19 protein-coding genes are annotated in these 25,261 nt (G+C 50.9%); 15 read left to right on the forward strand and 4 right to left on the reverse strand.

The features are described from left to right. The first annotated feature begins 117 nt into the window (after window positions 1–117). Window positions 118–2,367 (forward strand): heavy metal translocating P-type ATPase, encoded by a 2,250-nt coding sequence (locus N0M98_RS12180; protein WP_259618020.1) that lies wholly within the window; start codon window positions 118–120, stop codon window positions 2,365–2,367. A 223-nt stretch (window positions 2,368–2,590) separates the two neighbouring features. Here N0M98_RS12180 and N0M98_RS12185 read toward each other — a convergent pair whose 3' ends face one another. Next, a complete protein-coding gene (locus N0M98_RS12185; protein WP_259618021.1) occupies window positions 2,591–3,148 on the reverse strand; it encodes a TetR/AcrR family transcriptional regulator in 558 nt (185 codons plus the stop codon). Window positions 3,149–3,316: 168 nt separating this feature from the next. Here N0M98_RS12185 and N0M98_RS12190 point away from each other — a divergent pair, with 168 nt between their 5' ends. From N0M98_RS12190 to N0M98_RS12220, 7 genes are all read left to right on the forward strand, one after another. Then, a complete protein-coding gene (locus N0M98_RS12190) occupies window positions 3,317–4,237 on the forward strand; it encodes an alpha/beta hydrolase (RefSeq protein WP_259618022.1) in 921 nt (306 codons plus the stop codon). 339 nt (window positions 4,238–4,576) lie between these two features. Next, window positions 4,577–5,233 carry a response regulator transcription factor gene (locus N0M98_RS12195; protein ID WP_259618023.1) on the forward strand — a complete coding sequence of 219 codons (657 nt, stop codon included), beginning with the start codon at window positions 4,577–4,579 and terminating at the stop codon, window positions 5,231–5,233. Then, entirely contained in the window at window positions 5,230–6,624 is a 1,395-nt protein-coding gene (locus N0M98_RS12200) for a sensor histidine kinase (protein ID WP_259618024.1), read from the forward strand. The genes N0M98_RS12195 and N0M98_RS12200 overlap by 4 nt, the downstream gene beginning before the upstream one ends. A gap of 87 nt (window positions 6,625–6,711) precedes the next feature. Continuing rightward, a complete protein-coding gene (locus N0M98_RS12205; RefSeq protein ID WP_259618025.1) occupies window positions 6,712–7,587 on the forward strand; it encodes a hypothetical protein in 876 nt (291 codons plus the stop codon). Between the two features lie 676 nt (window positions 7,588–8,263). Continuing rightward, complete coding sequence (locus N0M98_RS12210) at window positions 8,264–9,592, forward strand: ABC transporter substrate-binding protein (protein ID WP_259618026.1); 1,329 nt, start codon at window positions 8,264–8,266, stop codon at window positions 9,590–9,592. A gap of 225 nt (window positions 9,593–9,817) precedes the next feature. Beyond that, a complete protein-coding gene (locus N0M98_RS12215; protein WP_259618027.1) occupies window positions 9,818–11,182 on the forward strand; it encodes an S-layer homology domain-containing protein in 1,365 nt (454 codons plus the stop codon). A gap of 167 nt (window positions 11,183–11,349) precedes the next feature. Continuing rightward, window positions 11,350–14,532 carry a hypothetical protein gene (locus N0M98_RS12220; protein ID WP_259618028.1) on the forward strand — a complete coding sequence of 1,061 codons (3,183 nt, stop codon included), beginning with the start codon at window positions 11,350–11,352 and terminating at the stop codon, window positions 14,530–14,532. Window positions 14,533–14,620: 88 nt separating this feature from the next. On the opposite strand, the gene N0M98_RS12225 is transcribed toward N0M98_RS12220, so the two are convergent. Then, window positions 14,621–15,487 (reverse strand): helix-turn-helix domain-containing protein, encoded by an 867-nt coding sequence (locus N0M98_RS12225; protein WP_259618029.1) that lies wholly within the window; start codon window positions 15,485–15,487, stop codon window positions 14,621–14,623. Window positions 15,488–15,757: 270 nt separating this feature from the next. Between N0M98_RS12225 and N0M98_RS12230 the strand changes: the two genes are divergently transcribed. From N0M98_RS12230 to N0M98_RS12260, 7 genes are all read left to right on the forward strand, one after another. After that, window positions 15,758–16,750 (forward strand): aldose 1-epimerase, encoded by a 993-nt coding sequence (locus N0M98_RS12230; protein ID WP_259618030.1) that lies wholly within the window; start codon window positions 15,758–15,760, stop codon window positions 16,748–16,750. A gap of 39 nt (window positions 16,751–16,789) precedes the next feature. Beyond that, window positions 16,790–17,896 carry a Gfo/Idh/MocA family protein gene (locus N0M98_RS12235; protein ID WP_259618031.1) on the forward strand — a complete coding sequence of 369 codons (1,107 nt, stop codon included), beginning with the start codon at window positions 16,790–16,792 and terminating at the stop codon, window positions 17,894–17,896. 21 nt (window positions 17,897–17,917) lie between these two features. Then, a complete protein-coding gene (locus N0M98_RS12240) occupies window positions 17,918–18,820 on the forward strand; it encodes a sugar phosphate isomerase/epimerase family protein (protein ID WP_259618032.1) in 903 nt (300 codons plus the stop codon). A gap of 90 nt (window positions 18,821–18,910) precedes the next feature. Next, on the forward strand, window positions 18,911–20,011 hold the full coding sequence (locus tag N0M98_RS12245; protein WP_259618033.1) for a fatty acid desaturase family protein: 1,101 nt from the start codon (window positions 18,911–18,913) through the stop codon (window positions 20,009–20,011). A 38-nt stretch (window positions 20,012–20,049) separates the two neighbouring features. Continuing rightward, a complete protein-coding gene (locus N0M98_RS12250) occupies window positions 20,050–20,367 on the forward strand; it encodes a MocE family 2Fe-2S type ferredoxin (RefSeq protein WP_259618034.1) in 318 nt (105 codons plus the stop codon). Between the two features lie 151 nt (window positions 20,368–20,518). After that, a complete protein-coding gene (locus N0M98_RS12255) occupies window positions 20,519–21,508 on the forward strand; it encodes an aldo/keto reductase (RefSeq protein ID WP_259618035.1) in 990 nt (329 codons plus the stop codon). Beyond that, on the forward strand, window positions 21,486–22,370 hold the full coding sequence (locus tag N0M98_RS12260; RefSeq protein ID WP_259618036.1) for a creatininase family protein: 885 nt from the start codon (window positions 21,486–21,488) through the stop codon (window positions 22,368–22,370). Before N0M98_RS12255 ends, N0M98_RS12260 begins: the two co-directional genes overlap by 23 nt. A 225-nt stretch (window positions 22,371–22,595) precedes the next feature. Here the strand turns inward: N0M98_RS12260 and N0M98_RS12265 are convergent, their stop codons facing one another. Together N0M98_RS12265 and N0M98_RS12270 are read right to left on the reverse strand one after the other, a co-directional pair. Next, entirely contained in the window at window positions 22,596–24,806 is a 2,211-nt protein-coding gene (locus N0M98_RS12265; RefSeq protein WP_259618037.1) for a T9SS type B sorting domain-containing protein, read from the reverse strand. Window positions 24,807–25,007: 201 nt separating this feature from the next. Beyond that, window positions 25,008–25,261, reverse strand: a 254-nt coding sequence (locus tag N0M98_RS12270) for a transposase (protein WP_259618038.1), incomplete at its 5' end; no start/stop codon positions are given.

Below are 25,261 nucleotides of genomic sequence, written 5' to 3' on the forward strand. Positions count from 1 at the left end.
TCATGATTGAGCGGGCCGGTCCATATATTGGTACAAGCGGGAAACTCTCGTTGCAGAGGTTACAGCGAGTTCATCGATGCCTGTTGTCAACTATTGACGGAGATGGAGTGAGGAAGTATGAACGGCACAATGCCTACGGCTGTAAGGCAGGTCGTATTGAACATTTCGGGAATGACATGCGCGGCGTGCGCCGCACGAATCGAGAGAGTCGTCGGCCGCATGGATGGGGTCGAGCAGGTTAACGTCAATCTGGCGATGCACCGGGCGTCGCTGTCGCTGCTGCCGGAGCGGGTGGACGTACATCAGGTCGCGGACAAAATCCGGATGCTCGGCTTTGCGGCGCAGGAGTATGCGCCCGATGAGAAGAATGTCGAGACAGCCGACCCGTTCGACATTGCCAAAACCGGAATAATCTTCTTCCTCTCGCTTTTGTTTATGCTGCCGTTTATTTGGGCGATGGCCGGACATCACCGGCTCACCTCCTCGCTATGGGTTCCCGAGCTGATCGTCAATCCGTGGTTTCAGCTGGCATTGGCGACGCCGGTGCAGTTCGCGATCGGCCTTCCGTTCTACATCCGGGCGTTTCATGCTTTGAAGAGCGGAGGGGCCAATATGGACGTGCTGGTAGTTATAGGGACGTCCGCCGCTTACGGCTACAGCCATTATTTGATGTTTCACGGAGCCGCCGCTGCCGGTCACGGCATGGCCGCAGGGCATCACAGCCCGCTGTACTTCGACGCCAGCGTCATGATTATGACAATCGTCTGGTTCGGCAAATGGCTGGAGGCACTGTCCAAGAGACGGACGGTGAACAGCCTGCGCGAGCTTCATCGGCTGCGTCCGGATATGGCCCGTGTCATCAGGGATAACAAGGAGCAGCGCGTGCCCTTCGAAGAGGTCGCCTCCGGCGATTTGCTGCTGGTCAAGCCCGGCGATAAGATTGCGGTCGACGGCATCGTCGTGGACGGACAGGCCTCGGTGAACGAATCGATGATCAGCGGGGAGAGCCTTCCCGTGGATAAGCAGCCGGGAGACCGCGTGATGAGCGGCACGGTAAGCCATAACGGGATGCTCGTGTTCAAGGCGACGCAGGTCGGCAACCAGACGACGCTGGCCAAGCTGATCCGTCTGATGGAGGAGGCGCAGTCGTCCAAGGCGCCGATTCAGCGGATGGCGGATAAGCTGTCGGGCATTTTCGTTCCGATTATTATCGCTATCGCCGCGCTGACGTTCGCCGCCTGGTATTTCCTGTTGGAGCCGGGAATCACCGGCGGAGCGCTGGAGAAGGCGATCGCCGTGCTGCTCATCGCCTGCCCCTGCGCGCTCGGATTGGCGACGCCGACCTCGATTCTGGTCGGGTCCGGGCGGGCGGCGCAGCTCGGCATTCTGTTCAAGGAAGGGAAGCATCTGGAGACGCTTCCGCAGGTTAACGTCGTGCTGCTGGACAAAACCGGCACGATTACTGCCGGCAGGCCGCAGCTAACGGACGTGCTGGCGGTTCGCCGCCCGCCTGAGGCGCTGCTGCGGCTTGTCGCAGCGGCCGAGCGGCCGTCGGAGCACCCGCTCGCGCGCGCCATCGTCGAGGCAGCCGAGCGGCCGCACGGCGGCCCTGCGCAGGAGCCGGCGCCCGCCTGCGAGGCGTTCGAAGCGCATGCGGGCCGCGGCATCCGCGCCGTCGTTGAGGGCCGCGAGGTGCTCGCGGGCACGCGCCTCTGGCTGCAGGAGCGGGGCGCCGCCCCTGCGCTGCAGTCCGCTCGCATCGAGCGCTGGGAGCGCGAAGGCTGCAGCATCATTTACGCGGCGGTCGACGGGGAATGGGCCGGAGCGATCGCGCTGAGCGACAAGATCAAGCCGACCTCGCGCCAAGCGATCCGGCAGCTGCAGGCGATGGGCGCGGAAGTGATGATGGTTACCGGCGATCATCCGTCTACCGCCCGGTCGATAGCGAGGCAGACCGGCATCCGCCATGTCTATGCGCAGATGCTGCCGGAGGACAAGGTCGCGCTGGTCGATAAGCTGAAGCGGCAGGGCAAGCGGGTCGCCATGGTCGGCGACGGAATCAACGACGCGCCGGCGCTGGCGGCGGCCGATGTCGGCATCGCCATCGCGCAGGGCACGGACATTGCCAAAGCGGCCGCCGACGTCGTGCTGCTGAAGGGGGACTTGAAGGGGATGGTGCGAGCGCTGCGCATCAGCGGCAGGACGATGCGGATCATCAGGCAAAATCTCGGCTTCTCGCTGCTGTACAATACGCTGGCGATTCCGTTTGCCGTTACGGGGTATTTGGCGCCGTGGGTCGCCTGCACGGCGATGGCCTTCAGCTCGGTTACCGTCATCGTAAACTCGCTGCGGCTGCAGAAGGCGTAGCGGGGACCGCGGCGCGCGCTTTTATCTCCCCCCGACGCGGATCGAGCCGTCGGGGTAGAAGCGGAGCAGTTGGTTCGCGCCGCAGGTCCATGAACTTCGCCGCCATCGCCACGGCTGCCAGCGGTTATATGCGATCGGCTATCATTTGCATATCGTCGCCGGATTATAGGAGCTTCGGCAGCAAGAGCGTCTCTGCGCAGCAGAAGGCGCTCTTGCTGCGATGTCAGCGGTCCGCGGACGTTAGCGGGATCGTGCGCAGCATCAATTCCCCGACTTCTGTTGCTATTCGTTCCGTACTGCCTTGCAGCTGCTTCAATACAAAAGATTCCATAATGCCTAAAACAGCCATGCTTAGAAATTTCAGAACGATTTCGGGATCTTTTTCAGGGTCGCTCCTATCGATTTTTTGGCTAAGCTGATCCATCATAAAGCCCAGCAGTCTTTCCCTGAACGAGACAGTGCTTTTACTTGCAAACAAAGCCGCGAAGAATGCCTGATGTCGCTCGAAATATTCGAACCAAATCACGGTGCCCTCTACAAAGCCCTTCTCTTTTTTTTGCTCGCAAATCATTTCCAATTCCTTTAACTGTTCATTCACGACGGCATCCAGCAGGTCATGTTTATCAACATAGTGCAAATAAAATGTTTTTCTGCTTATATCCGCTTTTTCAGTGATTTGTTTAACCGTTATTTCATCAAATCCGTCTTCAATCAGCATGGCTAAAAATGTGGATTGAATAGCTTTTTGCGACTTTACGATTCTTCTGTCTATTGTATTCATAATGGAGGAAGCTCCTTAATACGCAAAATTTGATAATGTGTGTATTAATACACGAATTCGGAGATGTGGCAATTGAGCAGCCTGCGTTTATATTATATCATAAATACACGCGAGAGTATTATAACTCTTGTGTATATATAATAAAAATAAGCAAAGGCGGTTTTCGATGTGGCAACGACCAAAAAAAATGTTAAGTTTAATGCGAGAGGGCTGCAAGTAGCCGGTATTTTGAATTTACCTGAACATATTGAGGAGAATAAGCAATACCCTGCCATTGTTTGCGTTCATCCCGGCAGCAGCTGTAAAGACCAAACGGCAGGCATCTATGCGGAGAAACTGGCCGAGCTCGGGTATGTAACCATTGCATTTGATGCATCCTATCAGGGAGAAAGCGAGGGTGAGCCCCGGTATATTGAGGAGCCGGCGGCGCGCGTTGAAGATATTCGTTGTGCCGTAGATTACCTGACTACGCTTGATTATGTAGATGAGAATCGGATCGGCGTATTGGGCGTTTGCGCAGGTGGCGGTTATGCAGTCAATGCAGCAATGACAGAACGTCGCATCCGGGCGGTCGGGACCGTCGTCGGCGCCAATATTGGCCGCGTCAATCGCGAAAGCGGCGATGCCATCAAAGCTTTGGAGGCCATCGGACAACAGCGGACTGCCGAAGCACGCGGGGCTGAACCCCTGATTACGAATTGGATTCCTCGCAATCAAGAGGAACTCGCACAAACCGGCATCACGGATATAGATATTGTTGAAGCCGTTGAATACTACACAACTCCAAGAGGTCAAAGCCCCAATTCTCCAAATAAGCTGAAATTTACCAGCGTCGGCTCGGTGATGGCATTCGATGCTTTCCATTTGGCGGAAGAGCTTCTGACTCAGCCGTTACAAATCATCGTCGGCGACGTTCAAGGTGCATTCGGTTCATACAAAGACGGCCATGAGCTTTTTAGCAAAGCCGCTTCGAAGAATAAGGATTTATTCATTGTCGAGGGCGCGTCTCACTATGATTTATATGACAGACCGGAACCGGTTAAACAAGCCGTTGAAAAATTGGGAGCTTTCTATAAAGAATATCTTTAAAACAGTCGGACCGTGACAGCGCAGCAAAAAGATCGGGTTCAGGATGAAGCTTCTCCTAAACCCGATCTTTTTTTCATTTTGGCATTCTATCTGATTAGTTTCATTTGAGACGGATCAGGATATGGTTCCGTTTCTTCATTTATGAGACGCTGCTGCGCGGCGCAAAGTTTCAGCTGTATTCGGGACTGCAGCGGAATGAAACGGCTATTAGCCCCATGGCTGCGTGTGCCGGGAAATAGCGTACAGAGCCCCTGTTGTTGCGAATGCAACAGCTGTATGGCGCAAACGACTGAAACAAAATCGATGACAGCTCCGTCGATTACATGAGGGGGTCATCGAATGGCGCATATTCTCATCGTAGAGGATGAGCTGGCTATCAACGATCTGATTGCCATGAACTTGGAATTGGTAGGGCATAGCTGTGAACAGGTATATAACGGCCATGAGGCGTCGGAGCGTTTGAAAAGTAATACTTATGCATTGATAATCATGGATATTATGCTGCCGGGATTGGACGGCTTTCAACTGATACAGCATGTGGCTGAGGGGACGCCGGTCATTTTCCTGACCGCCATGGGCAGCTTGTCCGACAAAGTGAAGGGGCTGAAGCTGGGCGCCGACGATTATATCGTAAAACCGTTCGAAACCGTGGAGCTGCTGGCGCGAATTGATGCGGTGCTGCGACGCGTTCAGCGGGCTACGCCCGTTTTTGCCCTTGACGATACGGTTGTCAATCTGGACAGCAGGGTGGTTACGGTAAACGGCTCCGAGGTTGAATTCACACACCGCGAATACGAGTTGCTGGAGACGCTGATCAAGAATAAAAATATTGCGCTGTCCCGCGAAAAACTGCTTCATCTTGTTTGGGGATACGACTATATGGGCGAAACGAGGACGGTAGACGTACATATTCAAAAGCTGCGCAAAAAATTAAATTGGGAGCAGCGGATCAAGACCGTCTATAAAATGGGCTACCGGCTGGAGGCTAACCCATGAAATTTTGGCAAAAAACGTTTATCCTCATCCTTGCGGTAGTCATTGTATTCATTAATGTATGTCTATACCTTATCGCCAGATCGTATTTCGCGCTGGATATGAAACGGGATGCCGACAGGGCAATGGGCGAATATCAGTTTATTTCCAATAGCATTTATCAAACTTTGGACAGCCTGTATTTCAGGGAGCAAACGCTGCCGATACCGGAGCAGATGCGAAGCTTCATGCGCTCGTATGCCGATTATTACGCACACCAGCATGTGTACTTGGAGCTGCTTCGTTCGGATCAGCTCATTTTCTCTAACGTGCCGGCTCATGCCGCAGCGCCGAATGCTTCCGGGGAAGCGGATCGGACGAAGATCCGGATGGTCAACGAAGGCCCGTTTTTATGGATCACCGGCAGCGTCGGCGGTCATTACGATAATTACACGCTGGTGTATGCGCGCGATAACGCCGAGCTGTATCAGGCCCAATCCGAGCTGACCCGCTACTTGATCATCGTGAGCGTTGCTATGGAGATCGCCTTGGCGTTAGCGCTGCTGCTGCTGCTTAAGAGATTGACTTACCCCGTCCGGGCTTTGCAGCAAGCCGTCGGCGAAATTGCGGGAGGCGTCTATGATCGCGCCATCGCAGTGAAGGGGAAGGACGAGTTCCGCGATCTTGCCGTAAACTTCAATCAAATGGCCGCAAGCATCCGGGAAAAGATTGCCGAACTCGATCAAGCCGCGCACAATAAACAGCGTCTCGTGGACAATCTGGCTCATGAGCTGAGAACGCCGCTGACGGCCATTCGCGGATATGCGGAATATTTGCAGCATGCGAACGCCCGTGAACAGGACCGTATGAAGGCGGCCCGTTATATTTTGACGGAAACCGACAGAATGCAGAATCTTGCCTTCAAACTGCTGGACTTGGCGCTCATAAGCAACAATGCGATGGAACGGCTTCCCGTCATGCCATCCCGATTGCTGGAAGCGGTGCGGGCGGCGGCCGAGCAAAAACTGCGGGAGAAACAGATGCGGCTCGAAGTCTCTTGCCGTCTGGATGAAATCACGGGAGATGCGGTGCTGCTGCAATCGATGCTGATCAACGTTATCGACAACGCCGCTAACGCTTCCGCTGCGGGTTCGATTATACGTTTGTCGGCTTATGCCGATGCAGTGCCGGTGCTGGAGGTGCAGGATTTCGGCTGCGGCATGGAAGAGGAGCAGACGGCATTGGTGTGCGAACCGTTCTATCGGGTGGATCGGGCGCGCTCCAGAAATGCGGGCGGAGTGGGCTTGGGGCTGTCGTTATGCCGACAAATCGCGAAGCTGCACGGAGCCGAGTTTCAAATTAAGTCCCGGCCGGGAGAAGGAACGACGGTGCGGGTTATTTTTACAACTTCATAACAACTCTTTGAAAACTCGATAATATCCGCGGATGTATGATGGGGGTGTAAGTACTTCGGTACAATTCAATCAGAGGAGACGATCGAGATGAACAAGCTGAAGACGACTGTGAAAAAGGCGGGGGTATTTGTTGCAGCGGCCGCTTTAATTGCCGGCGGCGGCGGGACGATGTATATCCTGCTCAGCGGCGAGACTTTCGCGCAAACCGGCGTGCAAGTTGTGCAGCAGCCGAAAAGGGATGTACTGCCGGAAACCAAGGCGGCTGCGACGGAGGTAAAAGCGGAATACACGGTGATCGATCAATCCGCGGCATATACTACGGATAAGCTCAAAGAAACGCTTACAGCCAAGGGCGCTCCGACAGCGGAGCTGGAGAGCCGGGCTGCGGAGCTTCAGTCTACATACGTCCCGGGGGAGAAGGATATTACTGCCGAACAAGCAGCCGCTTATGGAGCGGGGCTGCTCAAAAAAACGTTTGCCGCCGACCTTAACGGGTACACGGCCCGCGCAGGCTTTCTCAAAGGCTCCGTACCAGGTACCGACACTTGGTCCGTCACGTTTGAGCCGGCAGGGCCATCCGGCGGCGCTGCCGCTGAAGCGAGCGGCGCAAAGTCCTACTCGGTTTACCTGAACTCCGTTAACGGCAAGATCATTAACGCCTCGTCCTCCTATGACCGGAATGCAGTGAAGAATGCGGACTTGAACGACCCGGCCTGGAAGGAAAAGGCAAAACAGGCTGTGACCGCTCTGCTGCCCACCAATGTAACGATTACTTCCGTCAAAATCACGGCCGCAGACGGCGTCGACAAAATCGGCGTTCCCGTCCTGTGCGAGCTGTCCGACGGCTCGGCCTATATGGCGGGACTGGCCGGCGACAACAAGGAGATCGTCAATCTCTATTACTTTCAAACCGGATACGACGGCAGCCTGGATCGTACGATCAACAAGCAAAAACAGATGTAGGCGCATATAGGGGATTGATGAAAAAGGAACGCGGCGGCAGTTCCAGATTACCGAGAAACCTTGGGTCTTAATCTAGACCTGGGATTAAACAAGCAATGAAGAAAGCCCCTCCTTAGCGGGATGAGGCTTTTTTGCACGTAGTCGCTCAAAATGTGAAGCTTCAGTGGAGGAATTTCAAGAGGTAATTCAAGTTGTGCAATAGAGTTCCACTTTAAGGAAAAAATGCAATAATCGACCTATGAAAATGAATTCTCCCCTAATGAATGAAATCTGCTTTCGTAATAAAGTAAAATTACATTCTTTTAGTCAGTTTTGACGGCGGCCGTTCACGGTTCATTTTACAAGCGCTTTCATGACTAATCTATCTTTGTAAGGAGGGGGTATTTTCCAACCGCCAGACTTCAGCAAGGGGGGTAATCCTATTAAATTTACAAGAACTATTTAAAGAACTCAATCACAGCGAATGTGCCAGAGTACCCATTTTAAAGAGTCTGTAGAATCAATTTGACTTCTTTCTACTACTTACTTAACCGGCATTATGAAACGAAATGGAACGCCGTCTTCCAGTCACGAAACAACAAATCAGGTTACCGCAGTAGTTATCATGTGATTAAAGGAAGAACAGGAGCTCGCTTTTGCATGCAGGAAAGCGAAAATAGGGAGGATTTTAAAAAACATGAACAAAATCGTATCGAGAACTTTTTTGTTGACTTCATCACTAGCGTTGTTGGCAGGATGCACGTCCTTACCTGCAATTGAAGAAAATCCTACTACACCCAAATCTTCACCCAATGAATTGTTTATTTACACGGTCTATCCTGCCTATTTTGCAAAGGAAGAAGAGTTCGATAAGCAAATCGGGCAATTTTTGAAAAAGAAGTTTCCCGATATAACAATCAAGCACGTTCACTGGGACAAAGGCCGTGAATATAAGGATTTGATTGCTGCAGGAACAATCCCGGATATCATTTTGGATAATACTCGGATGAATGTACAAAGATATATTTTTGATAATGATCTTCAATATGATATCGGAGATTTGATTAAAAAATATAACTTCGACATGAGCAAGTTAAATCCGGCCCAGGTAGCCCAGATGAAGAACTTGACGCCGGAAGGAAAGCTAATCGGTCTGCCTTATAATAATAACGATTTCCTTTTGTTCTATAACAAAGACATCTTCGACAAGTTCGGTGTGGATTATCCGAAGGATGGCATGACGTACGATGAGATCTACGAGCTGGCAAAGAAGCTGACCCGAGTAGATGGGGAAGTTACTTACAAAGGCTACTCGCAAAACCCGGGGCATTATATGAACTACAATCAGCTTTCCCTCTCACCGCTTAGCATGAAGGAAGATAAAGCCAGCTTGAATACGCCGGAGTGGAAAAAAATCGTGGACAATATGAGACGTTTCTATGATATTCCTGCAAATCAGTTCGATACCGTCGAAGTGTTCGCATCAAAAGGAAATATCGCTATGGCTGTTGCAACGGTGGACCATCTTGTTTCATTCTATGAACAAAATAAGAACTTGAACTTCGATGTCGTTTCTGTACCGTCCTTCAGTGAATCGCCGAATACGAGATATCAACCGAATTTGTATTCCATGTACATTACGAAGCAATCCATGAAGAAGGATCTTGCCTTCCAGGCTATGGCCGCCATTCTATCCGAGGAACATCAAGTAGAATTGGCGAAGGAAGGTGTTATCGTTCCAATGGAGTCCAAAGCGGTACAAGAAGCATTCGGTCAAAACCTGCCGCAAATGCGTGGTAAAAATACGAAAGCGATCTTCAACGGCAAAACAGCGATGCCTCCAGCCGCACGTGCTGCTGGTCTTCTTTGGTATGACGTTCCGATGCAAAATGTATTCGCGCCTCTTATCTTCAAAGAATCGAAAGACTCGGTCACGGCACTGCGGATGGTTGAAGAGCAGTCTACTAAGGCCATCGAGACCAATAAGGTGGCTAAGACAGAGCTCGAAAAGACGGCTAAAAAATAATATCATCATTGATAAAGCGCTCTCATTAAATGTTGAATGAACTGAGGGTTGATGCGCACACAGGTGTTATAGCACTTAGAATGACGGAAGAGGGGAGATCAAATCATCCATACGCAGAAGAAAGCTTCGAAAGGAGGTGATGGATGGCGCATCCAAGCAATGGTTTGAAGTGCAGGGTAAACGATTCTCAATGTGGATCAAAACGAAAATGAGGATGGTGTCTGAGTGAGAAAAATAATCGCTTTTGTATTATGTTTCTTTCTGTTATCTTTCACAGTACTTCCATTTGCTTCAGTGATTGCTCAAGAGGGAGTCAAGACGGTAGAAGATTTCAACGATTTAAAGACCCTCCCTCAAGAAACGAAAGCTAAATTCGATGAACTGATTCGTGGTGGCGTGTTTAGCGGCCTCTCGGAAGATACATTCGGTTTGGATTCCAAGATGGATCGTGCACAATTTGCAAAGGTAGCAACTCTCATTTTTTCACTACCAATGGATAAGACGCTTGCAAAGCCTTCCTTTACCGACTTGGGTACCGATCATTGGTCTTTCACGTATGTGGAGGCATTGAAAAAGGCAGGACTTACAAATGGTTATGATTCGGAAGGCAAAATGTATAATCCATCCGGGGAAGTATCCCGTCAAGAGCTGGCTGCATTTCTTATCCGCGGCCTTGGCTTGGATGAGCCTGTTCAAAAAGCAGTGCCAGTGGCGGACGGCACCGTGGACGATTGGGCTAAGGGATATGTAACGCTTGCTCTGGAGAAGAATATTATGACGAAGCTGGACAATGGTACATTTGGAGGCAAGACACCGGCCACACGTAAAATGCTTGTCCTTGCCAGCTATGAGGCAACAAAAATATTGGCTGGTCCGGCCGCATCGCCGTTGCCGTCGCCAACACCAGCTACAACCCCAACTCCTGAGCCGAATAAAGAGGATTCAGGCAAAGTCTCTGCAAAAGGAAAAAGAGTTCTTATGACTAGCGATGTGAACACGAGTAATCCCGATTTTCGCAAGGACGACAATATGGTTGTAAACCGTCTGCAATCTCTTGGCTTCGAAGTAGATCGGTTGGCCAGTACAAAAATTACTGCGGAAGCATTTGAAGGCTATGATCTTGCCTATATCGGCTGGTCGACGAATCCTAAATATGTAAAGAAGAAATTGAAATCGCTTCCTATTCCGATTATTTATAGCCATTCCCGTACCATGGGAGATGCCGATTTATCTTCGGTTTCGGAAAACGCGAACGCCGACATGCAAACGGAGATTTCGATTGTGAAGCCGGACCATCCGCTGGCGGCCGGTTTATCTGGAGATGTGCAGGTACACTATGAGCCTTATAGACTTACATACGGGGTTCCGAGCAAGGATGCGATTGTAGTCGCGACTGTGAAAGGCGAACCCAACAAAGCAACCATCTTTGCCTATGAGAAGGGCTCCAAAAATATACAAGGGGAAACAGTGCCTGCACGCTCCGCGTTTTTCTTTACCAACTTAGGTACGCAAATGAATGATTATGCTACCGATGAATTCTGGAAGCTATTCGATGCGGAAGCGCTCTGGGTCATTCAAAATCCGGAATAATGTGTTCGATGAAACTCCAGCCATCGGGCTGGAGTTTTTTGCATCAACTTCTGCCGGCGATCAAATTCACATCATCCTGCCGGGACGGGCTTTATAATAGGAGGCAGCTTGGTATACAAACGAAGCAACGAGGAGATCAGGACTAAATCGAAGAAGGCAGGTGTCGTATGAACAACAAACACATAGCATGCGCAGTATGTTTATTCCTTTTGTCGACGTCAGTACAACCGTTTGCTTATGCAGAAAATGAAGCTGCAGAAATAATAACAGATAAGGCTGAAGCAATAAAAACGTCCGATGATTATGAAGATCTGAAAATGATGCCGCAGGATTTGAAAGACAAATTCGATCTGTTTATGAAAGCTGGGGTACTTAAACCGGAATCGGATCAAACATACGGTATTAATCTTCCGGTTACTCGGGATGATTTCGTTCAGGCATCTAGAGCCATTTTCTCCGGCGACGGAAGTGAAGCGCTTTCATACATTGAATCTTTTAGAACGCTGGGGCTTATTAATGAGGAGGGAATGGCTATTGATCCGGATACATTCATAAGCCGTCAGGATCTTGCCAAATTTTTGATTTATGGGCTCGGTAAGGTAGATGAAGCAAGAAATGTTACACCAATCACGGACAGTAGCATCCGAGACGAGGATAAGGTGGACAAAGCGTCAAGCCGATTTGTCACTTTTGCTTTGCAGTTGAAGATTATGCAGAATCTCGACGATAATCGTTTTCACGGCACGGATAGAATTGCTACCCGAAAAATGCTCGTGGAGTCTGGTTTTGAAACACGCAAGCTTCTTTTGGAGCAAAGTGATGATTCAAGCAAAGTATCTATCGCAGAAGCGAAAGCAGTCGGGGCCAGTAAATTATCTGTGACATTTGAAAATGCGGTGGATGCGGCTAAGGCGGTGAAGGCAGTTTTAACAGTCAAGAAGGATGGGAACGCTTTCTCGGGAACAACGGAATGGGCGGCAGATAAAAAAAGTGCGACTATTACATTAGATACAAAGTTGACGAAAGGAAACTATACTGTTGAATTGACGGGTTTGGATGAAGCGAGTGTAGTAAACAAGACAGCAGATTTTTCAGCGGAGGATGAAACAATTAAAGAACTCCAATTTTCGAATTCTTCGGATGAATTGGCACGCTCGAAGGTGATCGTTGATTTTAAGCAGATTAATCAATATGGAGAGCAAACCAGTTCGCCTGCCGCAGCCTTTGATATCAGGGTCAACTCAAGAATCGGTATGCAATATGTACCGGGCAAACAATCCTTTAAGATTGATCTAAGTCAGGAAAAACGTGGTTCTGCAGTTTTTATCACCATATATGACAGAGAGCACAATTTGACGGTAAGCAAGAATTTCACGGTCGGAGACCCAGTTTTTGTTTCAAAGATCGAATTGGGGAAATTGACCTATAAAGACAATAAGCAGCTGCAGCCAGGAGGGAAAGTCTACTTATCCTTCAGGGCGTATGATCAATATGGGTGTCTCGTTGATGATGTGGAGGAATTGGATAATGGGATTTTTGCAAGTTTTGAGGGTGAAGCGCTGTTCGAAAATGTGAAGAACAAGGTGTTCGTTGATTACGATAATGATGATTATCCAGAGTTGGAGCTCGTTGCCTTGGAGGATTTTGAAAAAGATAAGGGAACAACCTTGAATTTAATGGCACTAGGCTCCGGTCAGACGGTTAAGCAAGAAATTGCAGTGTTCGCTCCCAAACAAGCGGCCAGTCTTAAGATCGCGGATTTAACCTCCAAACTGGCAGAGGGGGATACGGACGTAGGGATCACTTTGGAAATAAGAGATGCCGAAGGCTATAGTTTCTCGTCAGATGAAATTGCAGCATTATACAATGCGGGCAAGATTCAAGTGCGGAGTACTGGAGTCCTTAAATTGGGGTCTGTTGCTGACGGAGAACCGATTGGTCTAAGTGGAGCCAACAAGGGTAAGGTGGTCGTTCAAGCAACGAAAACTGGATCAGCGTCAATCGAAGTATATTTGAAGGATATCGATCAGAAAGCAACAGTCGAGTACACGGTTCAGTCGGCGAGAGTAGTTGAAAGGCTGGAAAAATCAGGGTTCGAGCCAACAGAGACCATAACAGTGATACAAGGGGTGAAAAATCCCAATAGTACCATAAAATACGTCATTAAAGATCAGTACGATACAGAATTTAAGACCGCTCCCGATGAATATCAGGTAGAATTCAGGCTTCAAAAAGTCAGTGGGGAAGCAGGTGCATTTACGGGATACTTCAGTGGTAACTCGAAGCTTCAGATGAACGATGCGAATCCGATCATAAGGGTAAAGGCAAGCCAGGTGAGCAGTAGTACGAGTATTAGCTTGATGCCAGATGCAAAAAAACTGGGTGTCTATAAAGTGGTTGCGACATTGGTAAAAGCAAAGAGAGATCCCAAGGAGGCTGACCCGACCAAATGGCCGGTTCAAACGGAGCTCCAAAGCATATCGGCACAGGCACAAAGCTACACGTTAAAAGAAATTGATGAGGATTTGACCTACTATGTAAAATCTGATACAAGCTTGTTTGCTGTTGGGAAATATCTTATAGACCATGGTTTGCTTGAGAATAAAAATAATAATTCAAGAAAAGATAAAAAAATTACCCGGGAGGATGGGCCATATATATTCAAAAACAGGCCTGAATTGGCAAATAAAAATATTGAAGTTGCTGCCAAAGATAAACTCGGGAATGAAGTAACATTCCCGGACAATGCCAAGCCTGTGATTGTAAGTGTAAATTTCGTCGATACAAATTTGTTTGCCTTGGATAAACCTGATAATCCAACCAAGATAGTCGGACTAAATCCGGGAAGTACGGATGCGCTACTTAACGTGAGTACGCCTGTAGGTACGAAGATCGTGAAAGCCAACTTTAGCGCATTTGCTTCCGAGTTGGAATTCCAACAATTAAAAATTGGAGGAACGCTTAAAGAAAATTCGGTGACTAATGTTGATCCCAAAGCGCTGGATGGCCGCTATATATGGGATGCTAAGTTGGTTCAACAGGTTACAGTAGTCGATAGCACTAATAATAGCTTTACGAATAAAGCAGATATCGAAAAGGATACTGAAACCAACTCTCTCACTCCATTCATAGGAATATTTGGAGTTGCATTTAATATCAAGGATATTACCTACAAACCGGGAACCAAAGATGAGGATAAGGATACTTTCTACATGACCGATGACTTCAAGCTTGTCTTTAAACCAAAGAGTGGAGTTTATGAGCCTAGCGGAGTGAATTTGCAAAGCTTTACAATTGTTGGAGACGGCCCTAATAATAAGCCTAAAAACTTCATTTTCATTGTGAAGTAGACTTCTAATAGAATTCATCTCTACGCGAAGCAGGCGCAGCACCGGATGGAATCGGAACCCGTTTCAATAAGAGGGGTTCCGATTTTATTTATTTAATACTGGAGCTGAACTGCGTCAGGCTCATTCCGGTCTCGGCTTTGAACATCCTGCCGAATGTATGCAAGTCTGCATAGCCTACCCGAATGGCGATGTCATTGACCGAGAGACTGGTATTGGCCGCCAGCTCTTTGGCCCGTTGGATGCGAATCCATCTCAGATATTTCATGGGAGACAGATTATAGAACTGTTTGAATTTGCTCAGCAAGTAATTGCGGCTTAATTCGGAGACGGACTCCAGCTGCTCCAAAGTAATATTCTCCGCATAGTGCTGCTCCAAATAACGCCTGGCCAATTCGACCCTTGCTCCCGAACGGGTTTGATTCAAGGCGAACGGCGCCGCAGATGTCAGCAGCTGCAGCAGAATGCCGATCAAGATATGCTGGCACCTCAACTGATTGACCCAATGAGGGTCCTGATAATTATGGACTAGCTGGTGAAGCTGGTCTTCAAGCGGCAGGCCGCGAATCGTACCGAGATACGTCTCTTTCGGAAGCAAATCGGACAGCGGAAAGTTCCTGCTCTGTCCGAAATGAAACAAGATGCTGATGCACTTGTATGGACTTCCGGCTTTTCCATGGATGGTGTGGGGATGATCGGGCCGGATTAGAAAAAGATCTCCTTGTTTTACCGGCATCGGCTTATCTCCGAGCATGAACTCTGCGCTTCCATCCTCTACATATTCCAATAAATATTGTTTCAAGCGCCGGTTTTTGTACAAGTCTTCTTCCCCATGCAAAAAATCGAAGCGGCTAGCCAGCGTAATATAGGGAGGAAAGTAGTAGTTAAACAGCCTGAGTATCGTCTCTTCAGGACTTAGAGCGAAGTATTCCTGATCTTCATGCGGAGCACGTGCCATACCGATCACTCCTCACTGATTCGATACATTCATTGTAATCAAAAAATAATGATTCTAGCAACTCGGCAAAGATAAGAAGTGGAATAGCCTACTGTGGACTCTAATCCTATAGGGCTAATTCGGTTAACCTGAATGTTATAACGAGGCGTTATCCCAATTTTTGAAAAAGTGATTTCGGCAACTTAAATGTTGCTTTTAGCTAAATACAAGGGAAAGGAAATTTTCTATAATGATTTTTAGAAAGCGTTACCAACTAGGGAGGGACCTGCATTGACAAGTAATTCGGCATCGGTAGAACAGGTTGTCAAAGAGGGACTGGATATCGTTGTTCTCAGGGAACCGGCTACCGGCTCCATAGCGGAGATTATTCCCGGCATCGGGAACAATCTGATTCGTTTTGAGAGCGGAGATCATCCGGTTATCGAGCCGCCGGCCCGTATGCAGAAGCTGCAACAGGAAGCGTTTGCGCCATTTCAGTACGGCATGCCTATCTTGTTTCCCCCCAATCGCGTACATAAAGGAAGGTTCAGCTACCGGGGAAGGGAATACGGATTGCCCATTAACGAGCCTCCGGATTTTCATCTGCACGGGGAACTGTGTAAACGGGCATGGGAGATCGTGGAAAAGGGGGTATCAGGCGACGGCGGAGCGTATGTAACAAGCCGGTTTAGCTATGCTTCCCATCCGGACCTAATGGCTTATTTCCCTCACTCGCTAGCCTTTACGGTCACTTACCGGTTATTGGCGGGACGTCTTTACTTGGAAGGCGCCATTGTAAACGACGGAGAGGAAGAGTCGCCTTTGGCATTCGGGCTTCATCCTTATTTCTCCCTCCCTTTCCATCGCGGAAGAGACATCATTCTCCATGCTCCCGCCTTGGAGGAATGGCCTGTAACTTCTCAGGCCATGGTGAAAGGCCTGCCTTCGCAGACCGAGTTCAGCCGGAGCCTGAACGAAGGCGTCTCGATCTCGGAGTATTCCGAACTGGGCTGCTCGCTGGTTACCCTAAGGGAAGGCGGGGCCACCTGCCGAATCGACGTGCCTGATAACGCGTATTCCATCCTCTTTCGTCTCGGTCCGGAGTTCCCTTATCTGGTGCTGTTCCGTCCTGACTGGTCTTCGGCTTACTCTCTGGAACCTTATACGTATGTTACCGACGCGTTTAATTTGCCTTATGAATCTGAACGGACTGGAGCCAGAGGCCTAATGCCGGGAGAAACGTTCCGCTTTGCGACTTCCATGTGGACCGAAGCGCTGGATTGACGGTTTCGTTATGCAAGTTGACTATAAGGAGGAATCGGCTTGAATTCGACGGATTTGGATTTATCTATTCGACCGCAGCTGCCGAATCGGAAAGATTTCAGAATCGGCTGTATCGGTTCCGGGTTTATTATGAGGGACTGCCACTTGGTTGCGTATCGGGATGCGGGATTTAATCCGGCAGCCATAGCTTCGAGGACATTTGAAAATGCCAAAGCAGTGGCGGAGCAGCGAGGGATCGCGAAGGTGTATGCAACGTGGGAAGAGCTGATAAACGATCCGGAGATCGAAATTTTGGACATTGCCATCCCGCCGGATAAGCAGCTTGAGGTGGTGAAAAAGGCCGTAAAGCAGAAGCACATCCAAGGCATTCTGTGCCAAAAGCCGTTGGCGATGAATTCACGCGAAGCCTCCGAAATCGTCCAACTTTGCGAAGAGGCGGGCATCAAATTAGGGGTCAATTCGAATATGCGCTACGATCAATCGATCCGCGCCCTCAAGGCGCTTTTGGACCGGGGAGATCTTGGATTGCCCGTTTTGGCCACGATCGAAATGCGCGCGATTCCTCATTGGCAGGATTTCCTGCATCAATACGAGAACGTCGAAATTTTGAACATGGGCATCCACCATATCGATACGTTCCGTTACTTATTCGGCAACCCGTTGAAAATCACGGCTGTCGCAAGGCGGGACCCGAGAACGACCTTCCGGCATATTGACGGTATTTCCCAATATTCGTTCCAGTACGCTAACGAGCTGTTGGCGACGAGCCTTGACGATGTGTGGGCATGGCCGGGCGAAGGCACCGAGAAGGACATCTACATCAAATGGAGAGTCGTTGGACTGGACGGTCTGGCGCAAGGGACAATCGGCTGGCCCTCCTATCCGGAGCGGCAACCCAGTACGATCGAATACACGACCAAAGCATCGCCGAATGAGTGGCATCGTCCGACCTGGGACGAGGTATGGTTCCCGGATGCATTTCAAGGAACGATGGCTCAATTGCTTCGGGCGGTTGAGACGGATAGCGAGCCTGAGATCAGCGGCAGGGACAATCTGCTGACGATGGCCGCCGTGGATGGATGCTACCGATCGATTGCCGAAGGACGCACGGTCTTGTTTGAGGAAGTAGCGAGTTCATTCAATTAACTTTTTGGGAGGCGATGGTTCATGATTTCAGTAGGTATTTTTAACGGGTATTATCCGTATACATTGGCGGAAACGATTTCACGCATTCAGAAGGACGGCTTTTCCTGTGTTCAACTGGATCTCTCCTTCAAAGATCTGGATGTATCCGCCCATAACCTCGATAGGAGCAAGGCTCAATTCATACAGCATGCGTTCCGGGACGCTAACCTGCCAATAGTGGCCATCTCGGGATACACCAATATTATTCATCCTAACCCGGATATTCGGGAACAGAACATCGCAGGGTTAAAGAATCTTCTGCGCTATGCCCGCGATCTGGGTACCCCATATGTCATCAGCGAAACCGGTACATATAACCAAGAAAGCGATTGGGTCTGGGATCCGAAGAACGGAACAGAGGAAGCATACGAAGAGATATGCAGTCAGATTGAAGATCTGGCAAAATTCGCTTATGAGCATGGTTCGGTGTTCCTGGTTGAGAACTATGTGAACAATATCATCGGTTCGGTCGATCAAGTGACGAGGCTGTTCTCCGATGTCGATCATCCGGGGCTCGGCTTGCTAATGGACCCGACCAACTACTTTACGGACACGAATATTCATCATGTGGACGAAGAGATTCACCGCATCTTCAATGCATTGGGCGACAGAATCAAGATTGCCCACGCCAAGGACTGTAAGCCGGCGGAGGACACAGGAGAAAAGCACGCCAATATCGACGCCGCCGAATCTCATACGTTCCGCGGAGCGGGGGCCGTCGAGCTTCCAGCGCCGGGACTGGGCATACTGAACTATGATTTATATTTGGCCCGCTTGGCGAAGCTGCACCCGAATATTCCGATCATTATTGAGCATCTCGACGAGACCGACATTCCCCGGGCTAAGCAGTTTCTGGACGGCAAGCTGAAGCGACTGGGCGTCTAAAACAAACCCTTGAACGTTTGATTGGCGGATAAGCGTGCAGAATAGCGCGCTTATCCGTTATCCGGCTGACCGTTTGAAAGGAGATTTGAGATGGAAGTACGGACCAAGAGAAGGGATTACAGCATTACGGGACCGGAGGGCAAACGCGCCGAGGAACGGGGACTGGTAGCGGCCGATTGGTACACCAGCCCGATTCCCCGCCCCAAAATGAAGGAATTGATGAAGAGAAAGGACGGTCCCGCCATACGGGATACGATCATATGGTTCGGCGGACTTGTCCTGTTAGGCTATCTGGCTTTTCTTTCCTGGGGGACCTGGTGGGCGGTGCCGGCCTTTCTGGCGTATGGCATTTTGTACGCTACGCCCGGCGATTCCAGATGGCATGAATGCGGGCACGGTACGGCATTCAAAACGCCTTGGATGAACGAGGTTCTATATCAAATCGCTTCCTTTATGGTGCTTCGCTCGGCTACGCCGTGGCGCTGGAGCCATGCCCGGCATCATACGGATACGATTATCGTAGGACGCGATCCGGAGATCATTACGGAGAGACCGCCGATTTGGAAGCAGCTTCTGCTGCAGGTCTTTCATTTATATGGCGGCCCCATAGAAATCAAGCGCTTCCTTCTGCATACCTTTGGCAAATTGGAGGCTCAAGAGAAGGAATATATCCCTGAATCTCAGTTTAAAAAAACATTCTGGGAAGCGCGCGTCTATATGCTGATCATACTGGGGGTTATAGGAGCTTGCCTCTACGCCGGAAGCCTGCTGCCGGCCATGTTTGTATTCCTGCCCTCGTTCTACGGCGGTATCGTCGTCATTACCTTCGGCATTACCCAGCATCTCGGCTTATACGAAGACGTCCTGGATCATCGTCTGAATACCCGTACGATTTATATGAATCCGGTGTTTCGGTTCTTGTACTGGAACATGAACTATCATACGGAACACCATATGTTCCCGATGGTTCCCTACCATGCGCTGCCGAAGCTGCACGAGGAGATGAAGGCGGACTGCCCGGCCGCGCGAACCAGTCTTTGGGCGGCTCTGGCAGAGGTTATTACAGCGCTGCGCAAGCAGAAGCAGGACCCGGCTTATGTGGTTGTCAAGCCGCTGCCAAGCACGGCACGACCCTATATGTATGGAATCCCCAATGAATTGGATCTCGAATTGCAATTAACGAGGCCTTAACGTTAACGAGCATTATTAAACAAAGGAGTGTAGCCGGCATGACGGTAACAGAATGGTTGGAAGTCTGTCATATCGAGGATATCGAAATGGAAGATGTTATGAGATTTGACCATGATGATCGCACTTTTGCCGTGTATCGTACCGACAAAGGCGAATTTTTTGCAACCGACGGATACTGCACCCATGAGAAAATTCATCTTGCGAACGGGCTTGTCATGGGGAGTGTTATTGAATGCCCGAAGCACAACGGTCGTTTCGATATCAAGACCGGCGCGGCCAAACGAGCTCCGGTGTGTGTCGATCTTAAGACGTATCCGGTAAAGATCGAGAATAACAAAGTATTTATTCAGCTTTAAAAGCGTGGTGAACAAGTTGCCGAAGAGTCGATAGAAAGCTGGAACAGCGTAAGCGCTCGCCTTTGTAGACGGAGCGAGTGGAAACTTCTATCGACCGCAGGCTGCTTGTTTTTCACCACCCATTTAATGGTCAGGAGGTCTAGGGAGCCGTATGATACAAAAAAATCCATTCGGGAAGCTGGAAACATCCGTTTCGCGTTTAGGCTTTGGAGCTATGGGTCTGGGCGGCGTTTTTGGGCAATATGGAGAAAAAGAGCTGATCCGGTCCGTCTTGAACTGCCTGGAGCAAGGCGTCAACTTTATCGATACGGCCCGTAATTACGGGGAATCGGAAAGAATTCTCGGGCTGGCTCTGAGAGAGTGGACAGGCGAGAAGCCGTTCATCGCTTCCAAAGTCCAGTCCCGAGGCCCCGGCAATTTAGGGTGGGGCCAGCCGATTCCGATTGAGACAGCCTACCCCAAGGGTTGGCTTAGAGAAAGCACGGAGATCTCGCTCAAGCTGCTCGGTGTAGAGACGATAGATTTAATGCAGCTTCACCAATATTGGCCCCAATGGGATCACGTTGATTATTGGATGGAGGAGCTGCTTAAGTTAAAAGAGGAGGGGAAGATCCGGGGAATCGGGATTTCGCTTCCCGATCAGCGCCATGACCTTGCATTATCTCTCGTACAAAGCGGCAAGATTGATTCGGTGCAGACGGTATTTCATCTATTCGATCCTCTTCCTCTGGATTGCCTGGTTCCATTTTGCGTTGAGAACCGTGTTGCCGTCATCGCGCGCTGTATTCTGGACGAAGGGGGCTTGACGGGCTTTCTGCGAGAAGATACCGCATTTGAAGAAGGGGATTTCCGCAAATCCTACTTCGATTATTTGCCCCGTTCTATCTATATAGAGCGAGTGAACCGTTTGAAGGAGGCATTCATCCCCCAATATGCCGATAGCTTAGCGGAGCTAGCCATCCGGTTTGTACTTCAACATCCGGGAGTGACGACGGCAATCAGCTCGATGCATGTGATGAAGTATGCCGACGAGAATATTGCAGCGGCCGGCAAACCGCCTTTGCCCGAGGATGTTTTTGAAGACATTCGCCGTCACTATAGATGGGTGAGGAACTTCTATGAAACCAAATATTGGGCCTAAGGTGTTATGGTCCGAGCTGCTGCCGTATGAATTCAGAGCCAGGTTGGCAGAAAGCCCGACGGTTTATTTGCCGCTTGGAATTTGTGAGCCGCATGGGCAGGTAAGTGCCTTTGGACTCGATACGTTTAAAGCGGAATGGCTCTGTATCGAAGCGGCTCGTCGCACTGGAGGGATCGTAGCGCCTTCCATGGGCTATCACATTCATGAAGCGGGATACCACGCCAGATGGCTGGAGGAGGAAGTAGGGGAAACCGATCCTCTCCTAACCGGCATTCCGCCCGCGGTGATGATTCATTTATTTCTGTACCAGCTTAGGTCCTTCGTCAACGCGGGATTTCGAACCATTGTCGTCGTTTCGGGACATAGCGGAGGCAATCAAGCGGATTTGCGCCAAGCAGCCGCTGTCTTTGCGGAGCACATTCCGGTTACCGTATGGGTCCGAAGCGATCCTGAGCTCGCGGATGGACTGTACACAGGGGATCACGCGGGAAAATACGAGCTATCTCAGCTAATGTACCTTCGACCCGACCTGGTGGATATGGAGGCCAGAGCGTGGGAGAATGTGCCGGGCTCCGGAGGGAAGATGGCGCTCGGCGACGATGCGGATGAAGCGACGCCCGAGCTGGGACAGAGCATTATGAATGCTTGTCTGGACCGTCTTTGTGCTGCGGTTTGTTCATTAAACAAGGCTCAACACTCCAAGACCATTCCTCCGTTAACGTACGGAATTATCGAAGAAATATGGCGCCGGGTAATATCCGGCTCGGAGACCTGGGTAACGGCTCGGCCGTGGCCGAATCAAAAGCCGGTCTCAGCTCATTCGCGGTGGAAAACGTACGAGTACTACAGGGCGGACCGTTAAGGCAAGTATGCCGGCGGCGGTTGTTCGAACTTGACTCGGTACAGAATGAAACGGACTAGCGTAATATCGTACGCTAGTCCGTTTCTATTTGTTCATTTTTCACCTTGCAGGCAAGTCTTACATATTCAAGCTAGCGGTTCCGCTCATACGGAAGGTCTAAGGGGCATCGTTAACCGCGGTTGCTCATCCTTGAAAGATACATCGTTAGAGTTTATCTCATCGCGGTTATGGCTGCGGCCATTCGACGATCAATGCGGCATCGGTCCGCATCGTCTGCTCGGCCGACTGGGTTTGCGCTTGGCCGGTGTTCGCATCGCGCAACTCGTACGTCGTCGGCATAACGGTCTCGATCCGGTAATTGCCGGGAGGAACCGGTTGTCCGTCGTCGTCCTTCATATCCCAGCGGAATTGAAACTGGCGGTACTCGAGCGGCTTCAAGCTTCCCGTCAGGACCGGGACGCTGCCGTGCCATACCGGTTGAAACACGTTTTCATCGCCTTGCTCGACTACCCGCGCAATGACGATACCGTAGGCGATCGGCTTAGTGATCTCCAGCGGGTCGTCTCCGACATGAGTCAGCTGCAGGCTGATCTCGACGGGAGACCCGAGCCAGAAGCCGTACGGGCTGTTGAAGTCGTAGGCGTCCAGGCTGAGCGCAAGCGGCATTCCGCGGTAGCCGACGAACCGCTCCGGATAACTGCCGGCTGTCCATGAACCGCTGAGTTCATGGAGCTTTGCCGTAGCCGGAGGCGTATAGGACTGCGCATCCACGGGAGACGGGAGCGGGTCTCCGGCGGTTTTTCGCACGTATAGACGGGCGATGTCGAAGTCGTAGCGGATGACCCCGGCTGTTGTTTCTCGCTGCTCGCTTAGAATGCGAATCTGGTACAGTCCCTGGCCGCTCGGAAGCGGCAGCTCCTCGGAGAACCGCTCGGCGGGCAGGCTCGCCGCTTGCTCCCATACTTTGCGATAACCGCCAGCTTCCCGTTTCTCTACGATAAACTTCAGCTTGGAGCCGACCGCCGTATGGACGGAGCCGCTCACCTTCACGGAGGCAAGCTCCGTCGCCGTCAGGGCGGAAACCGGCTGATCGAGCAAAATGCGGCTGTACTCGCCATGCGGCAACGGCGTATCGTCCGGCAGCAAGCCGCCGGTTTCCTGCAGATCGATGGCCGGGGCAAATCTTTTCTGATACAGCATCTTGTAGCCGTTCATAAGCTGCAGAACGACGTCGTTATCCTCGATGTCGAGCGGCGTCTCCGCGGCCAGCTTATACCGGGACAGCCCGCCGTCTCCGGTCGCTTCGCCGGTCTTGAACACGTTGAACCGGCCTTCCGTGTACAGGGACTGACTGGCGTGATTTCTGGCGATCAGCGCAGGAATAAACAGCTTGCCGTCGTTCAGGTAGGCGTCCGCCTGCACGCCGTACAAATAGCTCGGACTCGAATCCGGCACGCCGTAGTCCTGCACCTCGTATTCCGCGCAGCGGTAATCCCACTGCGAGTCGCTGTGATTGATGTCCGTGGAGCAGCCTAGCAAAGCGCGCGCGTCCTGTTCGTGCACGAGCCAGTCTCCATTCTCGATCAAGGGCGCCTTGGACCAGTCGGGTCCTTCGGTCTCCGAGCCGAGCCAGTATAGAGAAGGGCCCTTCCGATCCGGGATCATTTGAATGCGATTGACGCCGTTATCCAGAGTGAGCGCATGCTGCCGCGCATCCTCGGATACGAGGTAGCCGAGCCGCTCGGCCAGCTTGCGGATCGAGAGCATCGGCGTTCCGTCGGCGATGCGGCCGATGACGGCGTCCTTCAGCCGGACGACCGAATCCGCGGCCGTTATCGGGCCCAGCTCCGTTATGGCCGTCTGCCGGATGACGAGCGGCGCGTGTTCCTTGTAAGCTTCCGTCTCGCCGGGAGCGAAGCTTAATGTCCGAGCCTGCTCATTCCAATCGAGCTGCCCGAACGGCCCGAGATCGTTCAGCCGCACCGCCGTTTGCCCGCCGATGTTGTAAGAAGGGATGCTCACCCCGTCGTACTCGGCCTGAATGTCCGTGTACAGCACATCCGCCAGCTTGACGCCGACCCGGCTTGGCGGATCATTCTGCTGCAGGGGCAGCGGCGCGGCGGGCTTGCCGGAAGCGTAATGAATCGATACTTTGTGCCGTTCGGGAAGCCATGCGACTTCAAACCCGTACTGCCGCAAATCTTCGGCTACGACGGCGGTGTAGCCGTCGATATTCATCGAGGGGATGGGCTGGCCGTTAATATACGCCCGAATATCGGTGGAGAGCACCCGCCCGATAACGTCCCCGATCTTTCCGCTTGCCGGATGCTCCGCCGCCGCAGGCGCGGCCATAGTCAGGGTATAAGCGAACGTACATACCGCTCCGGCGGCCAGCCAGCGGCGCCATAACCGCTTCGGTTCCCGATTTGTTTTCACGAAAGCAGCTCCTTCGTTTCTTTTTCTCATTAGACGCAAGGCGGGCGCCAAAAGTTACGTTGGGCGAACCGCAGGCCGGTCCTAGGAGTCTGTCCGACGGAGTTACTTTTGTAGGTCCCTTCGGAGTAAGACTCGGTTTTCAAATGATTTTTCATCACGATTTGAGTATAATCACTGTGTCTTTCTTTGCCTTTGTGGGAGTTACGCCGCTTTTTTACGTTTTTGGGCAGACCTCTCCCGTTTATACACCGTGGATGGTTTGGGATATCTGGCAGAATGAAGCTTTCTTAAATTATAGCTTAAAGCCAAAAGGACGAACTCACCCTCTACCTTATCTTCGCCACGGAGGTGAAACTGACGAAAGCCCTGACATTCTTTCATTTGCCCCCACGCGGGTTCCACGATGGCTTTACGTAACCGGTAAATGTCTTTACCGGCATCGCTTTGCACTTTGG

The sequence above is a fragment of the Paenibacillus doosanensis genome (assembly GCF_025060755.1).
Taxonomy (GTDB): domain Bacteria; phylum Bacillota; class Bacilli; order Paenibacillales; family NBRC-103111; genus Paenibacillus_S; species Paenibacillus_S doosanensis.